The organism is Pseudomonas neuropathica (genome assembly GCF_051174785.1).
Lineage (GTDB): Bacteria > Pseudomonadota > Gammaproteobacteria > Pseudomonadales > Pseudomonadaceae > Aquipseudomonas > Aquipseudomonas neuropathica_A.
In genome coordinates, this window is the sequence record NZ_CP195111.1 from 5,706,226 (window position 1) to 5,726,346 (window position 20,121).

13 protein-coding genes are annotated in these 20,121 nt (G+C 58.1%); 2 read left to right on the plus strand and 11 right to left on the minus strand.

Translation table 11 applies throughout. The features are described from left to right. Window positions 1-135 precede the first annotated feature (135 nt). The 11 genes from ACRRSD_RS25725 to ACRRSD_RS25775 all read right to left on the minus strand — a co-directional run bounded on the left by ACRRSD_RS25725 (window position 136) and on the right by ACRRSD_RS25775 (window position 17,132). Window positions 136-756: a hypothetical protein gene (locus ACRRSD_RS25725; protein WP_435036086.1), complete on the minus strand. Its 621-nt coding sequence runs from the start codon at window positions 754-756 to the stop codon at window positions 136-138. Then, window positions 753-5,603 carry an RHS repeat-associated core domain-containing protein gene (locus ACRRSD_RS25730; protein ID WP_435036088.1) on the minus strand — a complete coding sequence of 1,617 codons (4,851 nt, stop codon included), beginning with the start codon at window positions 5,601-5,603 and terminating at the stop codon, window positions 753-755. Before ACRRSD_RS25730 ends, ACRRSD_RS25725 begins: the two co-directional genes overlap by 4 nt. Next, window positions 5,600-6,343 (minus strand): DUF4123 domain-containing protein, encoded by a 744-nt coding sequence (locus ACRRSD_RS25735; protein WP_435036090.1) that lies wholly within the window; start codon window positions 6,341-6,343, stop codon window positions 5,600-5,602. Before ACRRSD_RS25735 ends, ACRRSD_RS25730 begins: the two co-directional genes overlap by 4 nt. Further along, window positions 6,333-8,375 (minus strand): type VI secretion system tip protein TssI/VgrG, encoded by a 2,043-nt coding sequence (gene tssI / locus ACRRSD_RS25740; RefSeq protein ID WP_435036092.1) that lies wholly within the window; start codon window positions 8,373-8,375, stop codon window positions 6,333-6,335. Before tssI ends, ACRRSD_RS25735 begins: the two co-directional genes overlap by 11 nt. 130 nt (window positions 8,376-8,505) lie before the next feature. Beyond that, entirely contained in the window at window positions 8,506-9,021 is a 516-nt protein-coding gene (locus ACRRSD_RS25745) for an Hcp family type VI secretion system effector (protein WP_007919523.1), read from the minus strand. Window positions 9,022-9,452: 431 nt separating this feature from the next. Then, window positions 9,453-10,832 (minus strand): 2-oxoadipate dioxygenase/decarboxylase HglS, encoded by a 1,380-nt coding sequence (gene hglS, locus ACRRSD_RS25750; protein ID WP_435036093.1) that lies wholly within the window; start codon window positions 10,830-10,832, stop codon window positions 9,453-9,455. 88 nt (window positions 10,833-10,920) lie between these two features. Beyond that, a complete protein-coding gene (glcF, locus tag ACRRSD_RS25755; RefSeq protein WP_435036095.1) occupies window positions 10,921-12,141 on the minus strand; it encodes a glycolate oxidase subunit GlcF in 1,221 nt (406 codons plus the stop codon). 2 nt (window positions 12,142-12,143) lie between these two features. Continuing rightward, complete coding sequence (gene glcE, locus ACRRSD_RS25760; protein WP_435036097.1) at window positions 12,144-13,193, minus strand: glycolate oxidase subunit GlcE; 1,050 nt, start codon at window positions 13,191-13,193, stop codon at window positions 12,144-12,146. Continuing rightward, a complete protein-coding gene (gene glcD, locus ACRRSD_RS25765; protein ID WP_435036098.1) occupies window positions 13,193-14,692 on the minus strand; it encodes a glycolate oxidase subunit GlcD in 1,500 nt (499 codons plus the stop codon). Before glcD ends, glcE begins: the two co-directional genes overlap by 1 nt. Window positions 14,693-14,729: 37 nt before the next feature. Beyond that, complete coding sequence (locus ACRRSD_RS25770) at window positions 14,730-15,656, minus strand: alpha/beta fold hydrolase (protein ID WP_435036100.1); 927 nt, start codon at window positions 15,654-15,656, stop codon at window positions 14,730-14,732. Window positions 15,657-15,677: 21 nt separating this feature from the next. Beyond that, window positions 15,678-17,132, minus strand: a complete 1,455-nt coding sequence (locus ACRRSD_RS25775; protein ID WP_435036102.1) for a flavin-containing monooxygenase — start codon at window positions 17,130-17,132, stop codon at window positions 15,678-15,680. Between the two features lie 177 nt (window positions 17,133-17,309). Between ACRRSD_RS25775 and ACRRSD_RS25780 the strand changes: the two genes are divergently transcribed. Both ACRRSD_RS25780 and ACRRSD_RS25785 read left to right on the plus strand, forming a co-directional pair. After that, window positions 17,310-18,383 carry a diguanylate cyclase gene (locus tag ACRRSD_RS25780; protein ID WP_123593960.1) on the plus strand — a complete coding sequence of 358 codons (1,074 nt, stop codon included), beginning with the start codon at window positions 17,310-17,312 and terminating at the stop codon, window positions 18,381-18,383. A 212-nt stretch (window positions 18,384-18,595) separates the two neighbouring features. After that, entirely contained in the window at window positions 18,596-19,834 is a 1,239-nt protein-coding gene (locus tag ACRRSD_RS25785; RefSeq protein ID WP_095120225.1) for a M20/M25/M40 family metallo-hydrolase, read from the plus strand. Window positions 19,835-20,121: the final 287 nt, after the last annotated feature.

Consider the following 20,121-nt stretch of genomic DNA (forward strand, 5'->3'; position numbering starts at 1 on the left):
TTATGGAAAAGAAACGTAATGTTCCTGGTCACGTTTACGCGTTAGGGCTTCTATTTTTAAATATTTGTTAGGTGAAGTGAAAAAATCTTTTTGGCTGTTCAGGGTAGATATGGACTGCCCCCACTTACCATTGCTCTAGTGTTTGTATACTCGATAACCCGCATCAAAATCGCTAACGGTGTGCATATTGCTGTAGGTTGTGTCGAATATTCCCTGAATTGGAGGTTGGACACGATTTGCTTGTAAATTTAAGAGTTCTACTGAGTTCTGAAGTTCTTCGTATGTTGCTATATAAGTGTGGTTCGAAGGGGTGAACTCGATAGTTACTTTTTTTGGTGAGATTATGGCAAGATTGATCAATAACTGTGGTGTTGAGAATGATCTCCCTCCGACGTCGTAGATTTTATCTTCGTTCGCTAATTTGGGACCGTAAGACTCGTGCGTCAAGTAACCGTCATCTTGATTTAATAGGCGTATTAGTTTTTCATGACCCTTCATCTTCTCAAATGTAATGATTGCTTTCTTGAGTATTAGGAAGCCGTCCTCGTCCATGTTGTCTAGGAATTTTGAATTCTGAAGTTTTATTGAAGAGACTACTGGTTCGTCTATTAAGTTAAGAACGACATTAAAAATTTCGAGTTGAAAGCTATTATGAATGTTTTCAGTAGGAGGGATATTTATATAGGATATGACTCCGCCGGCATTGTCGAAATCGATAGCGCCAAAGGATTTTGTAATGTCAATTAAAAAATTCATTTTGCTCTCTCGATTATAAATTGATCAAGTTGTTTTGATTCTATTTGATTGCCGTCAATGGTTTTAAAACCTTTTGGGTCGACTTTTGTTTGCGAGACTATTCTTAATCCTAGCTCTTCTATTTTTTTCAATGATTTTTTTATGTATTTGTTCGCGAATGCGCTGCCTGTAAGGGTGATTTGTCCATTGTCGGCTAATACCCTTAATATTTCTGGGTTTAAAGGGTCGTAACCGTATGGGTTATCCATGTTGATATGACTTTGCGATCCTGATTTTATACTCGATAAATCCGTTGCATTGCCAGCGTGTACGCCCGGAGCTTTAGGGTCAATATCGATATTGTAATAGCCTTCAATCGGGTTCGTACCAGCACCAATGTTTAAGGAACCATCAGCATTTGCGGGCTTGTCTAGGTAATTCCCAGTTTTGACAGGCGTGGCAGGTTTGGCCGAATCGCTACCCGGACACTGCTGAAGCCCAAGAGGATCCACCCAACCTGTAGGGTTTGATACGTACAGGTAATTATTCAACCCACCCGCAAGCTTGATCGGATCCGGTGTCAAAAACCGCCCAGTGCCTGGATTGTAGTAGCGGTGGCGGTTGTAATGTAACCCCGTCTCGGCGTCGAAATACTGACCTTGGAACCGCAACGGGTTATCGATTTCGCTGACATCGAGTGCCGCCAGGTTGCCATAAGCTCGGTATCTGGCCGACCACATAATCTCGCCGCTGTAATCGGTGAGTTCCTGCGGTGTGCCGAGGTGGTCGAGTTGGTAGTAAAACGGGGTGGCTTTACGTGGGCCTTCGCCGTCGAGCATGGCCAACGGACGGAAGCTGCCCGGTTCATAGATGTAACTGCGGTAGCGGTTCTCGGCGCTTTCAGCGATCAAGCGCTCGCCTTGCCACAGGAACTCAGTGGTGTAGCCGTCGACGGTTTTTTCTATACGACGGCCGAAGGCGTCGTACTTGTAAGTTGCAGTGCTGCCGCCCGGCAGGCTGACGCCGATTAGACGATGCTGACAGTCGTAGCGATATTCGGTAACGAGTTTCTGGCCGGTGCCACGACGTTCGCGGCTCAAATTACCGTAAGCGTCGTAATCATAATGGCGGTCGCCCTGCATCAGCAGGCGGTTGCCTTTGACGTTAGCCAAATTGGCTGCGGGCAGGTCATTCTGACCGAGGAGGTTGCCTGCTGGATCGTGGGCGAAGCTTTCCGGTGTCGCACCACGCACACTGATCAGTCGATCCAACGGGTCGTAGTGATAGCTGCGATTACCTTTGCGGGTGTCATCTACGCCGGCTAGGTTGCCATTCGCGTCGTAGTTGTAGCGTCGCTGGAACAGATTTTTGTCGCGTTGGCTAACGCTATGCGCCTGCAGGCGACCTTGTTCGTCGTACTGGTATTGGCTTAGGAGCAAACCCTGTTGTCGCTGTTGCTCGCGACCGGCGCTGAACTGGTGAGAGGTCAGGCGTGAGCCGTTCAGGTCGATGCTGCTCAGGCGTCCGCCGGGTAGATGACGGTAATCGAGTGTGCTGCCATCTGGAAGGCGGCAGCGGCTCAGTTGGCCGACGCTGTCGTATTCGTAACGTGTAGTGCCCCAGCCCTGGTGTTCGGTGATCAGGCGGTCCTGCACGTCGTATTCATACGCGAGCGGCCAGTGACCGTCGTCGACGTTTACCAGGCGCCCCAATGCGTCGTAGCTGTAGTGGATTTCTTCGCCGTCTGGCAAGGTTTTGACCAGCAGACGTCCGGACGCATCGCGCTGGTATTCGCTGACCAGTTCACTGCCGTCATCGCCGAACTCGATTTTCTTCAGCAACTGGCCGTTGAGGTCGTACTCGTAGGCAGTGCGGCGACCGTCAAAACCAGTTTCCTGCTGGATCAGGCCATTCGAGTAGTAGTCGAGTTGGTAGCGTTCGCCGCGCTCGTTCTCGATCTCGGTGAGGTTGAGTTGCGAGTTGTCGTAGCGATAACGCAGTTGGCTGCCGTCAGGATTAATGCGGCGGCTGACCAGGTGCAGGTTGTCGGCGTACTCGTAACGAGTGATTCGCCCAAGCTCGTCGCGTTCGGCGGTGACGCGGCCATATGGGTTGTAGCTGAAGGCGCGGGAGGCGCCGCCGGGCAGGGTTACTTGGGTCAGACGATCAGCAGCATCCCATTGGTATTGGGTAATAGCACCGAATTCATCCTGGCGGGTAATCTGCCGACCCAAAGCATCGTAGCGATATCTGCGTTGGCCGCCATCGGGCAGGCGCTCTTCCAGCAGTTGGCCGAGATTGTTCCAGCCCAATTGATGGCGGCTGCCATCGGGATGACGAATTTCCAGCAGTCGACCCTGACGGTCATAGCTGTAGTAGGTTTCGTTGCCGTCCGGGTCGGTTTGTTGGGTGATGTCGCCCTGACGGTTGCGCTCGTATTTCCAGCGGGCTTTGCCGCGCTGGACATCAATGAGTTGACCGTTGAAATAGTTGTAACGGGTCGGTACACCTTCTGGCGGAATAACGGCGATCAAACGTCCAGCTTCGCTGTACTGATACTCAGTGATCGCGCCCATCGGATCTTTTACGGCGACCAGACGTCCCTGATCGTCGTATGCATTTTGCGTTTCACCGCCGTCGGGCGCGGTCTCCGAGACCAAACGCGCATTTTCGTCATGCACGTAGACCAGCTCACTGCCGTCGGCGTTGTAGACGGTCACCGTGCCTTTGTCGTCCCACTCGTAACGCGCTTCCATTTGCGCGTAATTGGCCCAGTGGCGTATGCAGCGGGAGTGTTTGCCTTCACGTTCCCATTCCCAGAAGAAACTGGCGCCGCCGGCCATTTGTCGTTCGAGGATGACATGCTGATCGTTGTATCGGTAATGCTCGGCTTCACCCGCCGCATTGGTAGAGGACACCAGTTGATTGCGTGCGTTGTATTGGTAGGTGACGAGCGTCTGAATGGTCAGCCATGGATCCTGACGTTCACCGCGGTCATTGTATTCCTGGCGTTGTTGCTGCTGATCGACGGCCACAATGTGTCGGTCGTCGTAACGCATTAGCAGGGCACGGCCTGCACCGTTATCGATGCGCTGGATACGGTCAACGAAGTCATAACTGATATGTAAGCGGTTTTCGTAGGCGTCGCTGATCGTGGTTAGGCGACCGGCTCGGAAATGGTAGAAGCGTGTTTTTGCCCCGGCCTGAGTCAGGACAAGTTCACCGGGAGCATCGCCTAGATAAATCGCCGCTTGCGCCAGACTATTGGTAATGGCGGGGCGCTGTTCAGTGGGCATCGGGAATCGGGTCTGCCGGTTCTCGTTGTCTGTCCACAGCACACCTTCATCATCGAGATGCAAACGATGAGAAAGCGAATGGCTCCAGCCATGGCCGAGACGGTTGTCGATCTCTACCGCACTGCTACGGTATAGGCGGGTCCACTCGAAGGGCAGCACCCCCCCCATTTCACCATCGGTCAGCGTGAGTAATTCCTCACCGGTCACCATCGACACGGGTTCACCATCTGAGCAGGTTTTGTCGACGCATTGGGCGGGCTTGTCGGCCGGGTTTTTTGACTGTTTTGGCGCGTTATCGACAGGTTCCACTTGTTCGATACGTGAGGCAGGCGCATCTTTTTTACGTGCCTGAATCTGCGCGTCGGATTTCACTTTCCCGCCGCTGACAGGATGTTTTGGCTCAGAAACCTTTGCCGTTTCTGCAGGTTTTGGGCTGGCAATCTGAACATCAGTCTTACGCGCCGGGTTGAACGGCGCATCGCCATTAAGCAACAAAGGTTTCGACGCTTCGGTGTGCGGCGTGGCCTTGGATTTGCTGACTTTCATCAGCATGCCGGTGAAGTCTTCGATCAGTTTTATGACCTTGCCGCTGCTTTGCACACCTTTGATTGCCTTCGTCCCCAGGCGAACGGCCAAGCCGAGGCCACCCGTCAAGACCACACCGACCAAGATGTTCAGCAAGAACTCCGTGCTCATTTGCGCCAGCACTTCCGTGCAGGTCTGTGGCGGCAACATCTGTATCCACGCCACGATGGCAGCGACATAGATCCACATTAGTGGCTCATCGCTGGCGATCAGAAGGGCAGTCTGGATAGCCTCTGCCGAGGCGTCATATATCTTCTTGATCTGCTCCTCAGTAAAGAAGTTTTTAAGCTTCTCGTAGTTTTCCCGAGGGTGCGCGACCAGGTCGTAGAGGCTCTTGATATCGCCCCACAAACCCATGATCGCCTTCATGAAGCCTTCCCATGCGGCTTCCAACTCCTGCAGGGCACGACCGCCCAGTGATGCATCAGTGTGTGCCTGCCAAAGCGGCAAGAAACTTGTGCTCCACTCGGTTTGCAGCCAGCCACCGAGCTCGCCGATCACACCTTGGTAGGAGTTGAACAGACTATCGATTTGAGCCGGCGTGGGATTCGGGAAGAAAGTAATTTTGTATTGCTGATTGGGTGTAAGCCCGGAAACTTCCAGAATGCCGGTCGAGTCGATGGTTTTGTTGATGGTTGGACCGACTTCGTTCTTGCCAATAAAGCGGCCATCTACCACTGGTGTCAGACGGACCGGTGTATTACCGATCGGTACAAAGCGTGCGGATTCGAAGCTGTGCACCAGTACGAGCTTGCCGTTCGCCGGGCAGTTGGCATAAAGGGTGTTTTCCTTTTTGCTGTCCTTGTCTGCCGTGCCGACTTCGTCCCCGACCTTGAACTGCTGCTCGGCGTCCAGAATGCCGCCATACCAGGCTTCGGCATGCTCACGGTAGTCTTTCAGACACTTCTTGAAGTCGGCAATGATCGCCTGAGCATCAGGTTGTTTTGCCGTGAGGCCACCAACGATCCCACCCATCAAAACGCTCATACAACCACCTCATTTTCCAGATGGGCTTTCAGCAGCCCGGCAAAATTTTCTTCCGTGAGCGGCGTGCGCTTTACGAAACGCGCCACTTTTTGTTTCAGATTTGATTCGGGGAACGAGAAGTACAGATCGGCATGTTCGTCCAACAGCCACTGCATCATGTTGCCGATGACGGTCGAAGGATTTTCCGCCATCAATCCATCCAGCAAATCCTTCGGCACCTCCCACCACGGCCAATCCTTCACCTTCGGCACAACCCGCGTCCCAACCTCCAGCGACTGCCCGTTAATCAGATACCGCTCAAACATCGGCATCACCTCCCCAGCCTTCTCCCCCAGCCCATGCAGAATCGGGTAGATATGCCGTCCATCCCAAAACCGGAAAAACACCTCGGTCCCGTCCGGCATCTTCACCTGCGTCAGACTGCGCAGATGCTCGAACACTTCATTCGGCTCGGAACGCGACACCGCCAGCCAGCCCCAATCAAGGGCATCGGTTTCAGCGATCCACGGCAAGAATGCCGAGTTGGCTTTGAGTTCGGTGACGTAGGGCATCACCGGTTGCCAGGTGGAGTAGGGCGTGCCGCCCCAGATCGGTAGGAGCTGGGCGGTGGGTTCGGTCAGGTAGAGATTTTTCAGCGCGTCGGAATCACTCGCCGCACTGATCACCAGATACAAACGCTCACCAGTCTGCAACGGCTGTTGCGCCAGCCAATCCTTGGGCGTAATTCGATCAGATGGCACAGGCACCTGCCTTGCATTTTTCGCATTCTTCGCAGAACGGCGCGTTACGTTTGAGGGTGTTGATCTGGGCCGGGGTCAGGACCTGGCCGGCCTTGTCGGCGTCGGCCTGTTTCAGGATGCCAGGCATCAGCGGGGCGGCGCCGGTGCCGCTGCCGGGGCTGCCGCCGGAGTTCATGTTGATCACCGGGCCGCTCATGGTCACGCCGCCAGCGTCGATCTTGATGAAGCTGCCGCCGCCGATCAGGGTCAGCTCCGCACCGGCTTCCATTACCACTTTCATGCCGCTGCTGAGGTGGATTTCCTGCCCTGCGTCGATGAACTGGCCGGTGCCGATCTTGATGTGCTGATTGACGCCGACGGTGAGGTGGTCGTTGGCGCGCGCTTCGACTTTGCGGTCGGCGTAGACGGTGTGGTGTTCTTCGGCCTTGAACTCGCTGTAGCTGTTCTTTTCGACGGTGTCGTGGCGTTCGTTGCCGACGCGGATTTTCTGGTCGTGCTCGATGTTTTCGTCCCAGTCGCGCTGGGCGTGCAGGTAGATCTGTTCCTGACCTTTTTTGTCTTCGATGCGCAGTTCGTTGTAGCCGCCACCGCCCATCGAACTCAGGGTCTTGAAGGTGCTGCGGGTCTTGTTCGCCGGCAGCTCATACGGGACGGTGTTTTCCTTGTGGTACAGGCAGCCGCTGATCAACGGTTGATCGGGATCGCCTTCAAGGAAGGTGACCAGCACTTCCATGCCGATACGCGGGATGGCAATGCCGCCGTACTGGGCGCCGGCCCAGGCGCTGGAGACGCGCAGCCAGCAGCTGGTTTTGTCATCGGCCTGGCCTTCGCGGTCCCAGTGGAATTGGACTTTGACGCGGCCGTACTGGTCGCAATGGATCTCTTCACCTTTCGGGCCCGTGATCACGGCACTTTGGCTGCCGAGGATGCGCGGTTTTGGATGGCGCAGGGGCGGGCGGTTGGGCACGTCCCACGGCGTGGCCTGGAAGCGGTTGCGGTAGCCCTGGTGGAAATCGTCTTTCAGTGCGGTGGTGTCGCTGGTCACCGACTCTTCGAGGACTTGCGGTTGCTTGCCTTCGTGGAGGACTTCGGTCAGCAACCAGAGGTCATTCCACTTGGCTTTCGGGTGCGCGGTCAGGGCGAGGAAGTGGCCGCTGACCAGCAACGGCTGATCGCTTTTGCCTTCGGCCAACTGGAAGTCGCTGCGATGACGTTCGAGGGCGCGTTTGGCCAAGTGTTTGCCGCGCTCGCGGTCGATGAAGCGACCGGGGTAATCGTAGTCTTCAAGGTCGGGCAGGGCGTCGCCACGGTTTTCGCTTTCGAGAGTAAGGCGTGGTTTTTCGAAATCGTAATCGCGGCGGGTGGTGCGGCTGGTGCGGGTTTCCAGGCGCAGGTCGAAGCGCTTGATCACCGGGTCGCTGGCGACCATGCCGGAGTCTTGCTGGTAGGCCACTGGCTTGAGTTTCGGGAACACCGTCTGGTCGTCGCCGAATACCAGTTTGTGCGCCGTCGCCGTGTGCTGGAAGTGGTAGTGAATACCTTCTTCCTCGCACAGGCGCTGGATGAAATGCAGGTCCGATTCATCGTATTGCACGCAATAGATGCGCTCGGGATAAATCGAACCGGTCTTGAATTCGTAGGCGTTGCTTTGAATGCCGTGCTCTTCGAGGACCATACCGATGATTTTTGGCACGGTGAGGTTCTGGAAGATGCGCTGATTGACGCGATGCGCAAGGTAGGACAATTGCGGGCGCAGGGTCACCGAGTAACGGGTCAGGCGTTTGCCGGAATCACCTTGCGCGGCGCGGTAGATCTGGCCGTGGATGCCGCTGCCGTCGGGCGACAGTTGCAGGAAGGCCGGTTTGTGCAGCAGGGTTTCGAGGTCCAGCGACGGCTGCTCACTGACCAGCTCCACCTCGAAGACAAAAGGCTGGCTGATGGCTTCGCGACCTTGCAGGGTGAATACCTGAAAGTCAGCAGAAAGACCTTCGATGGTCAGGGCAAAGTGGGTTTCATTGGCCGGCGCGAACATCCCTTGTTCCTCGTGCTGTACAGCGGCGTACGTCGACGACCGCAAAGCGGCTCAACTTACGCGAAATTCTGGAGGGCGAAAACAACATCGACCAGCAGAGCTGGCCGATGCTTGTAACGATCAGCCGTAATTAAACGACTGGAGCACGCCAGTCATCGGAACCCGAAGTACCGGATACTTCGTGGGTCCAGGTGATTTTACGGTAGGTGAACTGCACTTCTTCCAGGTGGGTGAAGTGCGAGTTGCCTGGATCCTGGCAGTTGTGCATTTTGTTGTTGATGGCGACGATGATCGCGTCTTCCAGTTTGGTGGTGTAGTAGTGCTCTTGGGTGCCCTGAGCAGAAGTACGGAACCACTGGATAACGATTTCGCTCATGCGCTCGCCGGAGGTCAGAGCGGCTTGCAGCAGAGGCGAAGCCTTGTCGTAGACCTTGGTGATCACAACTGGCTTGTGCACGCGCTGACCGGTTGGCTGACCGGATTGTGGGTCACGCGGGATGATCACGTCGTGGCTGAAAGCCTGAACCATAACCTGGTCTTCGTGGCCTTCCTGGTAGGTGTTGCCTACGGAGTCAGCGGTGAAAGCGCCTGCAGTGATCAGGCCTTGTTTTTCGCCGGTAACCGACATGTACGCTGGTGTTGCCATGGGGTGCTCTCCTTGCGGAATAATTTAAGGTGCCCGGGAGGCGAAATCGCCCGGTGGGTGCCTGACTGTTATCAAGGAGCGTGCCAACAATTGTGCAGGCCATGCGGGCCGGGGTGTTTGTCTGATTTTTCAGCTGTTTGTGCGAAAAAAAGCGCTCGCCCAATGCAAAAGTGCGCAAGAAGTTGCGCAGTACTGCGCAACTTCTTGCGCACTTGGCTGCAGGCCTTGTACGGCGCAGCTTCCAGCTGTTTTATCGGTCTGTTTTGCAAATCAAGTGCGCAACTTCTTGCGCACAGTGGCCAGATGCCTTCATTTGGTTGAGATGGCTATCTCAGAGCTTTCAGATCAAAAGATCGCAGCCTGCGGCAGCTCCTACATTTGGAATGCATTTCCCCTGTAGGAGCTGCCGAAGGCTGCGATCTTTTGATTTTTCAACGCGTGAGCTGTGTCAGACATTCATCAATCGAACGCTGCTGCGTCGCCGCATACAACCCCAACTCATCAATGGTCGTGCGCCCCAGCGCCTGCTCGAAGGATTGCCGATTGGAATGCTCGCCATAATGCGCCTGCGCGGCATCGCCGAGGTTCGACTGAAAAATCCCCGCAGCACTCACCGGCAGGAAATCTTCGTACACCAACGGTTCCGCTTTCACATAACCATCGCGCAACAAGTCCTCCAGAGACGACTGCCCAAGCCCTTCCGCAGCCAGTCCTTTTTCCGTGGCGAAATAGCGAAAGTACGCCAACCCTTGTTCACGCATGCCTTCGACACTGTCAGGAAATTCGCCAAAGTGCTGAGTCATCAGCGCGTTGTAGCGTGTGGCGTTGGCCTCGTTGGGGAAGTCACCGAGTTCATCGCGCGCGGCATTCAGCAAGCGGTCGTACAGCGCCCGACCCTTGGGTGTGAGGGCCGCGCCGCGCTGTTCGATTTCGCCGAAGCGCGCGCTGTGACTGCCACGGGTTTGGTTCTGATCGGTGAAGGCGATCGGCTCATCCAGCGCCTTGAAACTGGTCTGGCGCAACAGGATCGGGCATCGCCGGCGCGGCGGGCCTTCGATGACCGCTTTCGGGGTGATGCCATGGGCTGGCATTTGCTCCTGCACGCGGTCGATGTCCAGCGTGCGCGGTGTCAGGTGATTGATGTGCGGGCCTTTGAACGCCACCACGTCGGCGATCAAGCGATGTTGCGCGCTCAACGTCTGATATTGCGCAGCGGTCACCGTAGCGCTGTGATGCCAGCGAAAAGTTTCCAGTGCCTGCAGGACGAATGTCTCGGCCTCGCTTTCATTCAGTCCACCCGCGTTTTCAGCTTGCGCGATCAGGCGCATCGCCTCCGGGGTAAAGATCGAACGCTTGGCCAGCACGGATTCGGCAAAGGCGCGCAGTTGCGCATCCTCAATCAACTCGAGGCGCAACAACGACGTAAACACCCGAAACGGGCTGACTTGCAGCGCCTGCTCATGCACCGCGCGAAACGCTGTGGAATGCACCGGCACCCCCGCCGGGGTCAGGTCGTAATAACCCACCGGTTGCATGCCCATCACCGCAAACAGGCGGGCGAGGGTGGCCAGTTCGGTGGCGGTGCCGACGCGAATGGCGCCATGGCGCTCCATGTCCAACCGTTGGATTTCGCCGGTGCTGTCGAGTTGCCGGGCGATGTCCGGCTGACGTGCAAGCACTTCGCGGTTGGTCTGTTCCACCAACTCCATCAGCGCGCCGTACAGCGGCACTTCTTCGCGGTACATGTCGGACATCGCTTTGGAGAAGCGTTGACGGATCAGGTCGGGGCTGACGAACGGCTGCACGGTCATGAAAAAAATTCCTGCCACGGTCACGGAATGGATGAGAGAAAAGATCGCAGCCTTCTCGCACGCGGGCAAACGAAGAATCCTACGAACTTCATTCTGCCAACGACTGATCCACCAGTTCGATCCAGTGCATCACCCGCGTGCGTCCGGCACTGGCCAGATGGCTCTGGCAGCCGACGTTGGAAGTGACGATCAGCTCAGGGCGGCCACTCTCCAGCGCATTCAGGCGGTGGTCGCGCAGTTGCCGAGCCAGCACCGGTTGCGTCAACGAATACGTACCCGCCGAGCCGCAGCACAAATGGCCGTCGGGCACGGCGGTGAGATTGAAACCGAGGCGTGTCAGCACGGCTTCCACCGCGCCGCCCAGTTTCAAAGCGTGCTGCAAGGTACACGGGCAATGCACAGCAATCCGTCGTTCAGCGGCGGCGCAGATCTGTTCGAGCGGTTCCTGCGCGAGTATCTGCACCAGATCCAGCGTCCGCTCGCTGATTTCCCGGGCCTTGGCCGCATACACCGGATCGTCTGCCAGCAAATGCCCGTAATCCTTGATGAATGCGCCGCAACCGCTGGCGGTCTGCACAATCGCTTCGGCACCGTTTTGCAAGTGCGGCCACCAGGCATCGATGTTCTGCCGGGCGCGGTCGAGGCCTTTGGCTTGCGCATCGAGGTGATAATCCAGCGCGCCGCAGCACCCGGCCTCGGCCACCGGAGTGACACTGATGCCCAAGCGATCCAGCACCCGTGCCGTCGCGTCATTGGTGTTTGGCGACAATCCCGGTTGTACGCAGCCTTCAAGCAGCAGCACTTGCCGGGCATGGCGCGGGGCGGGGCGCAAACCGGAAAACGACAGATGCTGCGGCAGTTTGCTTTCAAGCAAGCGCGGTAGCAGCGGGCGAAACGTCGCGCCCACCTGCAGCAAGCCTTTGAACAACCCTGGATTCGGCGCCAATGCGCGCAAGCCCTCACGTAACAGGCGCTGCGCCGCCGGACGCGGCACCGCGTGATCGACCACCGCGCGGCCAATGTCGAGCAGGTTGTGATAGTCGACGCCGGACGGGCAGGTGGTTTCGCAGTTGCGGCACGACAGGCAGCGGTCCAGATGCAGTTGCGTCTGCGCCGTCGCGGGTGCGCCTTCGAGCACTTGCTTGATCAGGTAGATGCGCCCGCGCGGGCCATCGAGTTCATCGCCGAGCAACTGATAGGTCGGGCAGGTCGCATTGCAAAAGCCGCAATGCACGCAGGTGCGCAGAATCTTCTCCGCCTCGGCGGCGCGGGGCAGTTGTCGCGATTGTTCGCTGAGAGTGGTTTGCATGACTAAAACTCCGCGTACATGCGACCGGGATTGAACAGCCCTTGCGGGTCGAGTTGCGCTTTGAGTTGCCGGTGATAACGCAGCAGTGTCCAGGCCAGCGGCTGGAACGGCGAAGAGCTGGCGCCGTGGGTGAAGCAGGTGGCATGGCCGCCGAGTTCCTGAGCAAGAATATGAATGTGCGCCGCGTCGGATTTCAGCCAGCGTTGTGCACCGGCCCAGTCGATCAGTTGCTCGCCGGGAAGATCCAGTGGCCCGAGATTGTTCGGCAACGACAAGCGCCACAGCGGCAGACCTTCGTTGAAAAACCCTAGACGCTGCTCATTCAGATCCCGCCAGAACCCTGAATCCAGCGGCTCACCACCGAGTCGTTGATGCGCCGCCGTCACCGAGCCTTCGCCGCCCTCGAGACGCAAATACAGGCTCTGGCCATCGTGACACGCGGCGCTGATTGGTAACGGTTGCTGGCCCCATTCGGCAAGCTTGGCCAGTGCCCGCGCGCAGTCCATGTCGAGGCGAATGCTCAGGCACTGGCGCGGTTTTGGAAGGACTTTCAGCGAGACCTCGGTGAGCACGCCGAGGCAGCCATAACTGCCGGCCATCAGCCGCGACAGGTCATAGCCGGCGACGTTTTTCATCACTTCGCCGCCGAAACGCAGGTGCTGCCCAAGGCCAGTGATCACCCGCGTGCCGAGGACGAAGTCGCGCACCGAGCCAGACCACGGCCGCCGAGGCCCGGACAGACCCGTGGCGATCATGCCGCCGACAGTGGCGCCTTCACCGAATGCTGGCGGTTCGCACGGCAACATCTGTCCGGCAGCATCCAGCGCCGCCAGCAGTTCGGACAGCGGCGTACCGGCGCGCGCCGTGACCACCAGTTCGGTCGGCTCGTAACGGACGATGCCGCAGTGGGCGCGGGTGTCGAGCACTTCGCCGGCCACCTCGCGGCCGAGAAACGCTTTGCTGTTGCCACCCTGAATTTTCAGCGGCGTGGCATTGGCCCGCGCCTCGTTGACCTGATCGAGCAGGGCGCGGGCGGCGTCGACGTCAGCCATCAGAAACGCTCCAGTTCGGGGAACGGCAATTGCCCGGCGTGAATGTGCATCGCGCCGAATTCGGCGCAGCGATGCAGGGTCGGAATGTTCTTGCCGGGATTGAGCAAGCCTTGCGGGTCGAACGCGGCTTTTACTGCGTGAAACAGACTCAACTCATCGCTGTTGAACTGCGCGCACATCTGGTTGATTTTCTCGCGGCCGACACCGTGTTCACCGGTGATGCTGCCGCCGACCTGCACGCACAGTTCGAGGATCTTGCCGCCCAAGGCTTCGGCGCGGTGCAGTTCGCCCGGTTGATTGGCGTCGAACAAAATCAGCGGGTGCATGTTGCCGTCGCCGGCATGGAAAACGTTGGCCACGCGCAATCCATATTCTTCGCCGAGGCGGGCGATGCCTTGCAGGACACCGGGCAATTCGCGGCGCGGGATGGTGCCGTCCATGCAGTAATAGTCAGGTGATAGACGGCCGATGGCCGGAAAGGCATTTTTGCGCCCGGCCCAGAAGCGCACGCGCTCGGCTTCGTCGCGGGCCTGACGCACTTCGGTGGCGCCGGCCGCGGTCATGACCTCGCGCACCCGTTGGCAATCGTCGTGGACATCGGCTTCGACGCCATCGAGTTCGCACAGCAGAATCGCCTCGGCATCGACCGGGTAACCGGCGTGAATGAAATCTTCAGCGGCGCGAATGGCGAGGTTGTCCATCATTTCCAGGCCGCCGGGAATGATCCCCGCCGCGATGATTTCGGCGACCGCCCGACCAGCCTTTTCCACTGAATCGAAACTGGCCAGCAGGACTTTCGCGACTTGCGGTTTGGGCAGCAGTTTGACCGTGACTTCGGTGATGATCCCCAGCAGACCTTCGGAGCCGGTGAACAGGGCGAGCAAATCGAAACCGGCTGAGTCGAGGGCATCCGAACCGAGGGTCAGGCGTTCGCCTTCGATGGTCAGCACTTCGATTTTCAGCAGGTTGTGCACGGTCAGGCCGTACTTGAGGCAATGCACGCCGCCAGCGTTTTCGGCGACGTTGCCGCCGATCGAGCAGGCGATCTGCGACGATGGATCCGGCGCGTAATACAGACCGAACGGTGCGGCCGCCTGGGAGATCGCCAGATTGCGCACTCCCGGTTGAACCCGCGCGGTGCGGGCGGCCGGGTCGATGTGCAGGATATTATTGAAGCGCGCCATTACCAGCAGCAGGCCCTGTTCCAGCGGCAAGGCGCCGCCGGACAAGCCGGTGCCGGCACCGCGGGCAACCACCGGGACGTTTTTCTCATGGCAGAGTTTGAGCAGGGTTTGCACTTGCTCGAGTCGACGGGGCAGGGCGACCAGCATTGGCGTGGTGCGGTAGGCGGAGAGGCCGTCGCATTCGTAGGGTTTGAGTTCTTCGTCTCGCCACAAGATGTCGAGGTCAGGCAGCGCTTGCTGCAATGCCTTGAGGAATTCGGCCTTGTTCACCTGCGGCAACGGACCGTCGAGGCGTTCGTCATAAAGAATGTTCATCTGCGCCTCACATCTCTTGCAGGGGATGTACAGAAGTTCATTGCTGGGTGCCCAGGAATTCCCGATACAGCCGCGCAGTATTCCCCGGCTGTTCAACCATCGGCATATGCCCGACATGATCCCAGACATCCACCCGCAAATCGGCGATGCCCTTGCTCCACACCGGTACGCTGCTGACATCGATCAGCCGATCCTTGCGCCCCCAGAGCAACAGCGCCGGGCATTTGATGTCGGGCAGTTTCGGCTCCATCGGCGGGCTGGCGCGGAAATCACGGAAGATTTCTTCCAGTTCATCGCGTTGTTGCTCGTAGCGCTGGGCGATGGCGTCCAGTACCAGGTTCGGCACCCACGGCGGCGACTCCATGGTCATTGCATAAAAGCGGCGAAACTCTTCCCGAGAGTTGATCAGAAACGGGTTATGCCCGCGCGCCAGATGCCGCTCCATGTCGCTGACCTCGGGCGCGGTGACGCCCGCCGGGTCGATCAGTGCCAGCGAGGCGATCCGCTCCGGATACGTCGCCGCCAGCCACGCGGCGATGTAGCCGCCCATCGAGTTGCCGATCACATGCACTTTTTCCACACCACAGACGTCGAGCAACTGGATCATGCGTTTGGCTTGCAGCGGGATGTCGTACCCGCCGCCAGCCTTGAAGCCGGTTTCACCGTGGCCGGCGAGGTCCGGGATGATCACCCGATACTCACGCACGAAGTGCCGGGAAAAGCGCAGCCACAGGTTCTTGTCGCCGCTGTAACCATGCAGCATCAGAATCGCGCTGGCCGCTTCGTACGGCCCGCCCTGCCAGGTCGAGACGGTCATCTCGGCGATCGGCACTTCGATCTTGTGCAATTTGTACAACTTGGCCTCGATGGCCATGTTCAGGTCGTACAGCCAATGACCGACCGCCGGATAACTCAACCAGCTCCAGGCCACGAAAACCGCGAGGGCGACAAACAGCAAAAGCATCGACGTCTTCCTTTTACGTATTCAGGACAGAATGTGGTCGGCCGGTTTCAGCGCCCGGGTCAAGCCGTGATAGCTGAAACTGAAGCCGGGAAACATCGCGATCACATGACCGCTCTTGCTTTGATACCAACTGTGGCAGCCGCCGGACTTCCAGACCGTGCGCTGCATTTCCCGATGAATCATCTCAGTGTAGGTACGTTCCGCTTCACGGCGCACTTCAATGCTGCGCAGGCCTTTGGCTTGCACGGTGCGAATGCAGTCGAGGATGTAGTTCATCTGCGATTCGATGATGAACAGCGCCGAGGTGTGGCCGATGCCGGTGTTGGGGCCGGTGACGATAAACAGGTTGGGGAAGTCCGGCAGGCTGGTGCCCAGATAGGCGCGCGGGTATTGCGCCCAGACATCTCTGAGTTGCACGGCGTTTTTTCCGCTGACCGGGTAGGAAATCACCCCGTCGGTGGCGTCGTAACCGGTCGACCAGACGATCAGGTCAACATCGATGTGTTGGCCGTCTTCGGTGTTGATCCCGGTTTCGTCGATGGAAGCGATGCCTTGCTCGCGGGTGTGCAAGGTGACGTTGGCGCGACTCAGCGCCGGGTAATAGGTGCTGGACACCAGCACCCGTTTGCAGCCAATGGTGAAGTCCGGGGTGAGTTTTTCTCGCAGCACCGGGTCCGGCACCTGGCGTTTGAGAAAACGCAGGGCGTGCTGCTGGACCATGTGAATCGCCGCTTTCGAGTATTTGAAGGCGATGACCCGGGTTTCGAATTGCCAGTAAATCAGCCAGCGCAATAGTTTGTAGGCGGGTTTGCGGCCAAGCAGCCAGCGTTGCAACGGCCCGAACTGGCGATCGGCGCGGGGCAGCACCCAATGGGGCGTGCGTTGAAACACGTGCAGTTGCTCGACCTGCGGCGCAATCGCCGGAATCACCTGCACCGCACTGGCACCACTGCCGACAATCGCCACGCGTTTAGCGCGGTAGTCGTAGCGGTGATCCCAATTGTTTGTATGAAAAGTCTTGCCTTGAAAGCGATCCAGGCCGGGAAAGTGCGGGATAACCGGTTGGCTCAATGGCCCGGTGGCATTGATCAGGAACTGCGCATAAAAGGTGCCTTTGCTGGCGGTATACACGGCCCAGCGTTTTTCCGTGTCGTCCCATTCGACGCGCTCGACATTGGCCTCCAGCTCCACGCGGTCACGCAAACCGAACTGCTCGATGACATGCTCGGTGTAGCGCTGCAGTTCGGCCTGTCCGGCGAACATCTGCGACCAGCGGTACGGCGCAAACGACAGCGAATACAGCGGCGACGGCACGTCAACCGCCGCGCCGGGGTAGGTGTTCTGGCACCAGGTGCCGCCAAAGAAGTCCCGTCGCTCCAGCAGGCGGAAATCGTCGATCCCGGCCTTGAGCAGGTTGACCGCAGCACATTGACCGCCAAAACCGCTGCCGATGATCAACACGTGGTAGGTGTGCATGGGCCTCCTTCTTATAGTTGTTTTTCCATTTTGCTCCTTTCATGTATAGCCAAATATTTGCACGGCGTGTGGCCCTGATGTCGCTCTATTCAGCCCGCTGGCCGGTGATGGCTATTTAACGTCGCCCTGTTAGACTTCCAGCACATCCGTCCTGCGGTGTGCGTGATCGAGGTCCTTATGGGAAATACCGGAGGAAAGGGACTTTCATTGGCCAGGAGGCTTTATACATCGCGCATCCTCGGGTTGATTCTCGGGCTCGTGTGCGTGAGCGTGGCGATGTACTCGCTCGATCCGCCGCTGTGGGTCTGGGCACTGATGTTCTTCAACGGCCTGGTCTGGCCGCATCTGGCGTTTCAATGGGCGCGCCGCGCCCGGGTTCCTTACCACGCTGAACATCGCAATCTGTTGATCGACGCCTTTTTCGGCGGCTTTTGGCTTGCCGCCATGCATTTCAATCCGTTGCCCACGGCGACGACCATTTCGATGATGGCGATGAACAACGTCGCTATCGGTGGTTCACGTTTTCTATTGGCCGGCTCGGCGGCGCAGCTGCTCGGGGTCGGCGTTGGGCTGGTGGTGTTTGCTCCGGCATTCGTTCCGCAGACCACGCCGGCGCAAATGTATGCCTGTTTCCCGTTACTGCTGCTGTACCCGTTGGCGCTGGGCTGGATTTGCTTTCGCCAGGCTTACACCTTGGGTCGGCATAAACGCGAATTGCTTGCCCTGAGCCGTACCGACAGCCTGACCGGGTTGCTCAATCACGGCGCCTGGAAGGATCAACTGGAGATCGCTTTTCAGCGCTGCAAGCGGCAGAAGCAGGGCGCGGCGATTGCGTTGATCGACATTGATCACTTCAAGGCAATCAACGATACCTACGGCCATGTCGCGGGTGACATCGTGTTGCGCCAGCTGAGCAAGTTGCTTAAACAAAACCTGCGGGCGACAGACGTTGCCGGGCGTTATGGCGGTGATGAGTTCTGCGTGATTTTGCCGGATCTGCCGCTGTTCAATGCTGCGCAGGCGATGGAGGCGTTGCGTGAGCGCTTCGCGATTCTGGGCTATGAGCAGAATCCGGCGTTGAAGGTTAGCTTGAGTATTGGCCTGGCGGCGTACGATCCGGCGCATGCTGACGCGACACGCTGGCTCAATGATGCTGATCAGGCGTTGTATGAAGCCAAGGCAGGCGGGCGTAACCGGGTGATCTGCAATTGCGATGGCAAGCCGCGGCGGACGTTGCTGGATTCGGTCTGACTGCTACACCATAGATCCCCTGTGGGAGCGAGCTTGCTCGCGAAGGCGTCCTGCCAGACGATATCAATGTTGACTGATCCACCGCTTTCGCGAGCAAGCTCGCTCCCACAGGGTTTTGTGTTGTCGGTTAGATCAGTGTCGCATTCGGTGTAGAGCTGCGCGCCGATGTCGGGTACGGTTAAATCCCCCCGACGCGAAACAAGGATCGCTTCATGACGTTCTCATTTTCTCGCTCCCTGCTGGCCGCCAGCCTCGGTCTGTCTCTCGCTTTCTCCGCTGCCCACGCGTTTGCCGAGCCGCACAAACAAGTACTCGCTGATGCCGAGCAGTACCAGCCAGAAGCGCTGAAATTGCTGGAACGGCTGGTCAATATCGACTCCGGTTCCGGTTATGAGCCAGGCCTCAAGCAAGTCAGCGACATCGCCATCGATGAGCTGAAAAAACTCGGTGCGACCATCGAACTGGTGCCCAATACGCCGGAAAAATCCAACCATGTACTCGCGACGCTGAAAGGCACCGGCAAGGCGAAAATCCTGCTGATGGCGCACATGGACACGGTGTTCAAGGAAGGTTCGGCGGCCGAGCGGCCGTTTCACATCAAGGATGGCCGCGCCTACGGGCCGGGGGTGATGGATGACAAGGGCGGCATCGTCGCCGGGATCTATGCACTGAAAGTCTTGAAAAACCTCGACTTCAAGGACTACGCGCAAATCACCTTCCTGCTTGACGCCAGCGAAGAAACCGGCTCGGACGTCGCCACCGACCTGATCAAGAAAACCGCCAAACAGCACGACGTGACCCTCAATCTGGAGCCGGGCCGTCCGGCCGATGGCCTGGTGGTGTGGCGCAAGGGCAGCGCGACAGCGCTGGTCGAGGTCAAGGGTAAAGCCGCACACGCCGGTGTCGCGCCGGAGTTGGGACGCAATGCCGCGATGGAAGCGGCGCATCAGATTCTGCAACTGGGCAAACTCGGCGATGAGGCGAAGAAAACCACCATCAACTTCACCGTGCTCAAGGCCGGCGACCGCACCAACGTGATTCCCGATCAAGCCACGGCCAAGGCTGACGTGCGCGCGGCGGTGCCGGAGGAATTTGACCGGATCGAGAAGGATCTGGCGCGGGTGTCGCAGGACAAATTGATTGCTGAGACGGAAGTGAAGACTTCGTTGCAACGCGGGCTGCCACCGATGCCGCAGACGCCCGAGTCGGATCGCCTGATGGCCATGGCCCAGGGGATTTACGGCGAGATTGGCCGCAAGTTGACCGAGGAGGGCAGTGGCGGCGCGGCGGATGCGAGTTTGTCTGCCGGGGTTGGCACGCCGACGCTGGATGGTTTCGGGATTGTTGGCGGCAATATTCACACACCGGAGGAGTACGCCGAAGTGGCGAGTGTGGCGCCGCGGATTTATCTGTTGTCGCGGATGATCATGGAGTTGGCCAAGCCGCGGTGAGTGGGTTTGTGGTGTGACTGATGCGGGTGGGTGTCAGGTGCATTTGCCCTCACCCTAACCCTCTCCCAGAGGGAGAGGGGACTGACCGCGTTGTTTGTGATGAATACGGCGACCTGAAAGATCCATTTGAATTCAAGATCGGATTCAGCGCGGTGTTACATGTCGGCGTAGATCCAGAGCAACCCCCAATCAGTTCCCTCTCCCTCTGGTAGAGGACTGACTGTGTTGTTTGGGGTTAACGCGGCGGCCTGAAAGATCAATTTTGAACTCAAGATCGGATTCGGCGC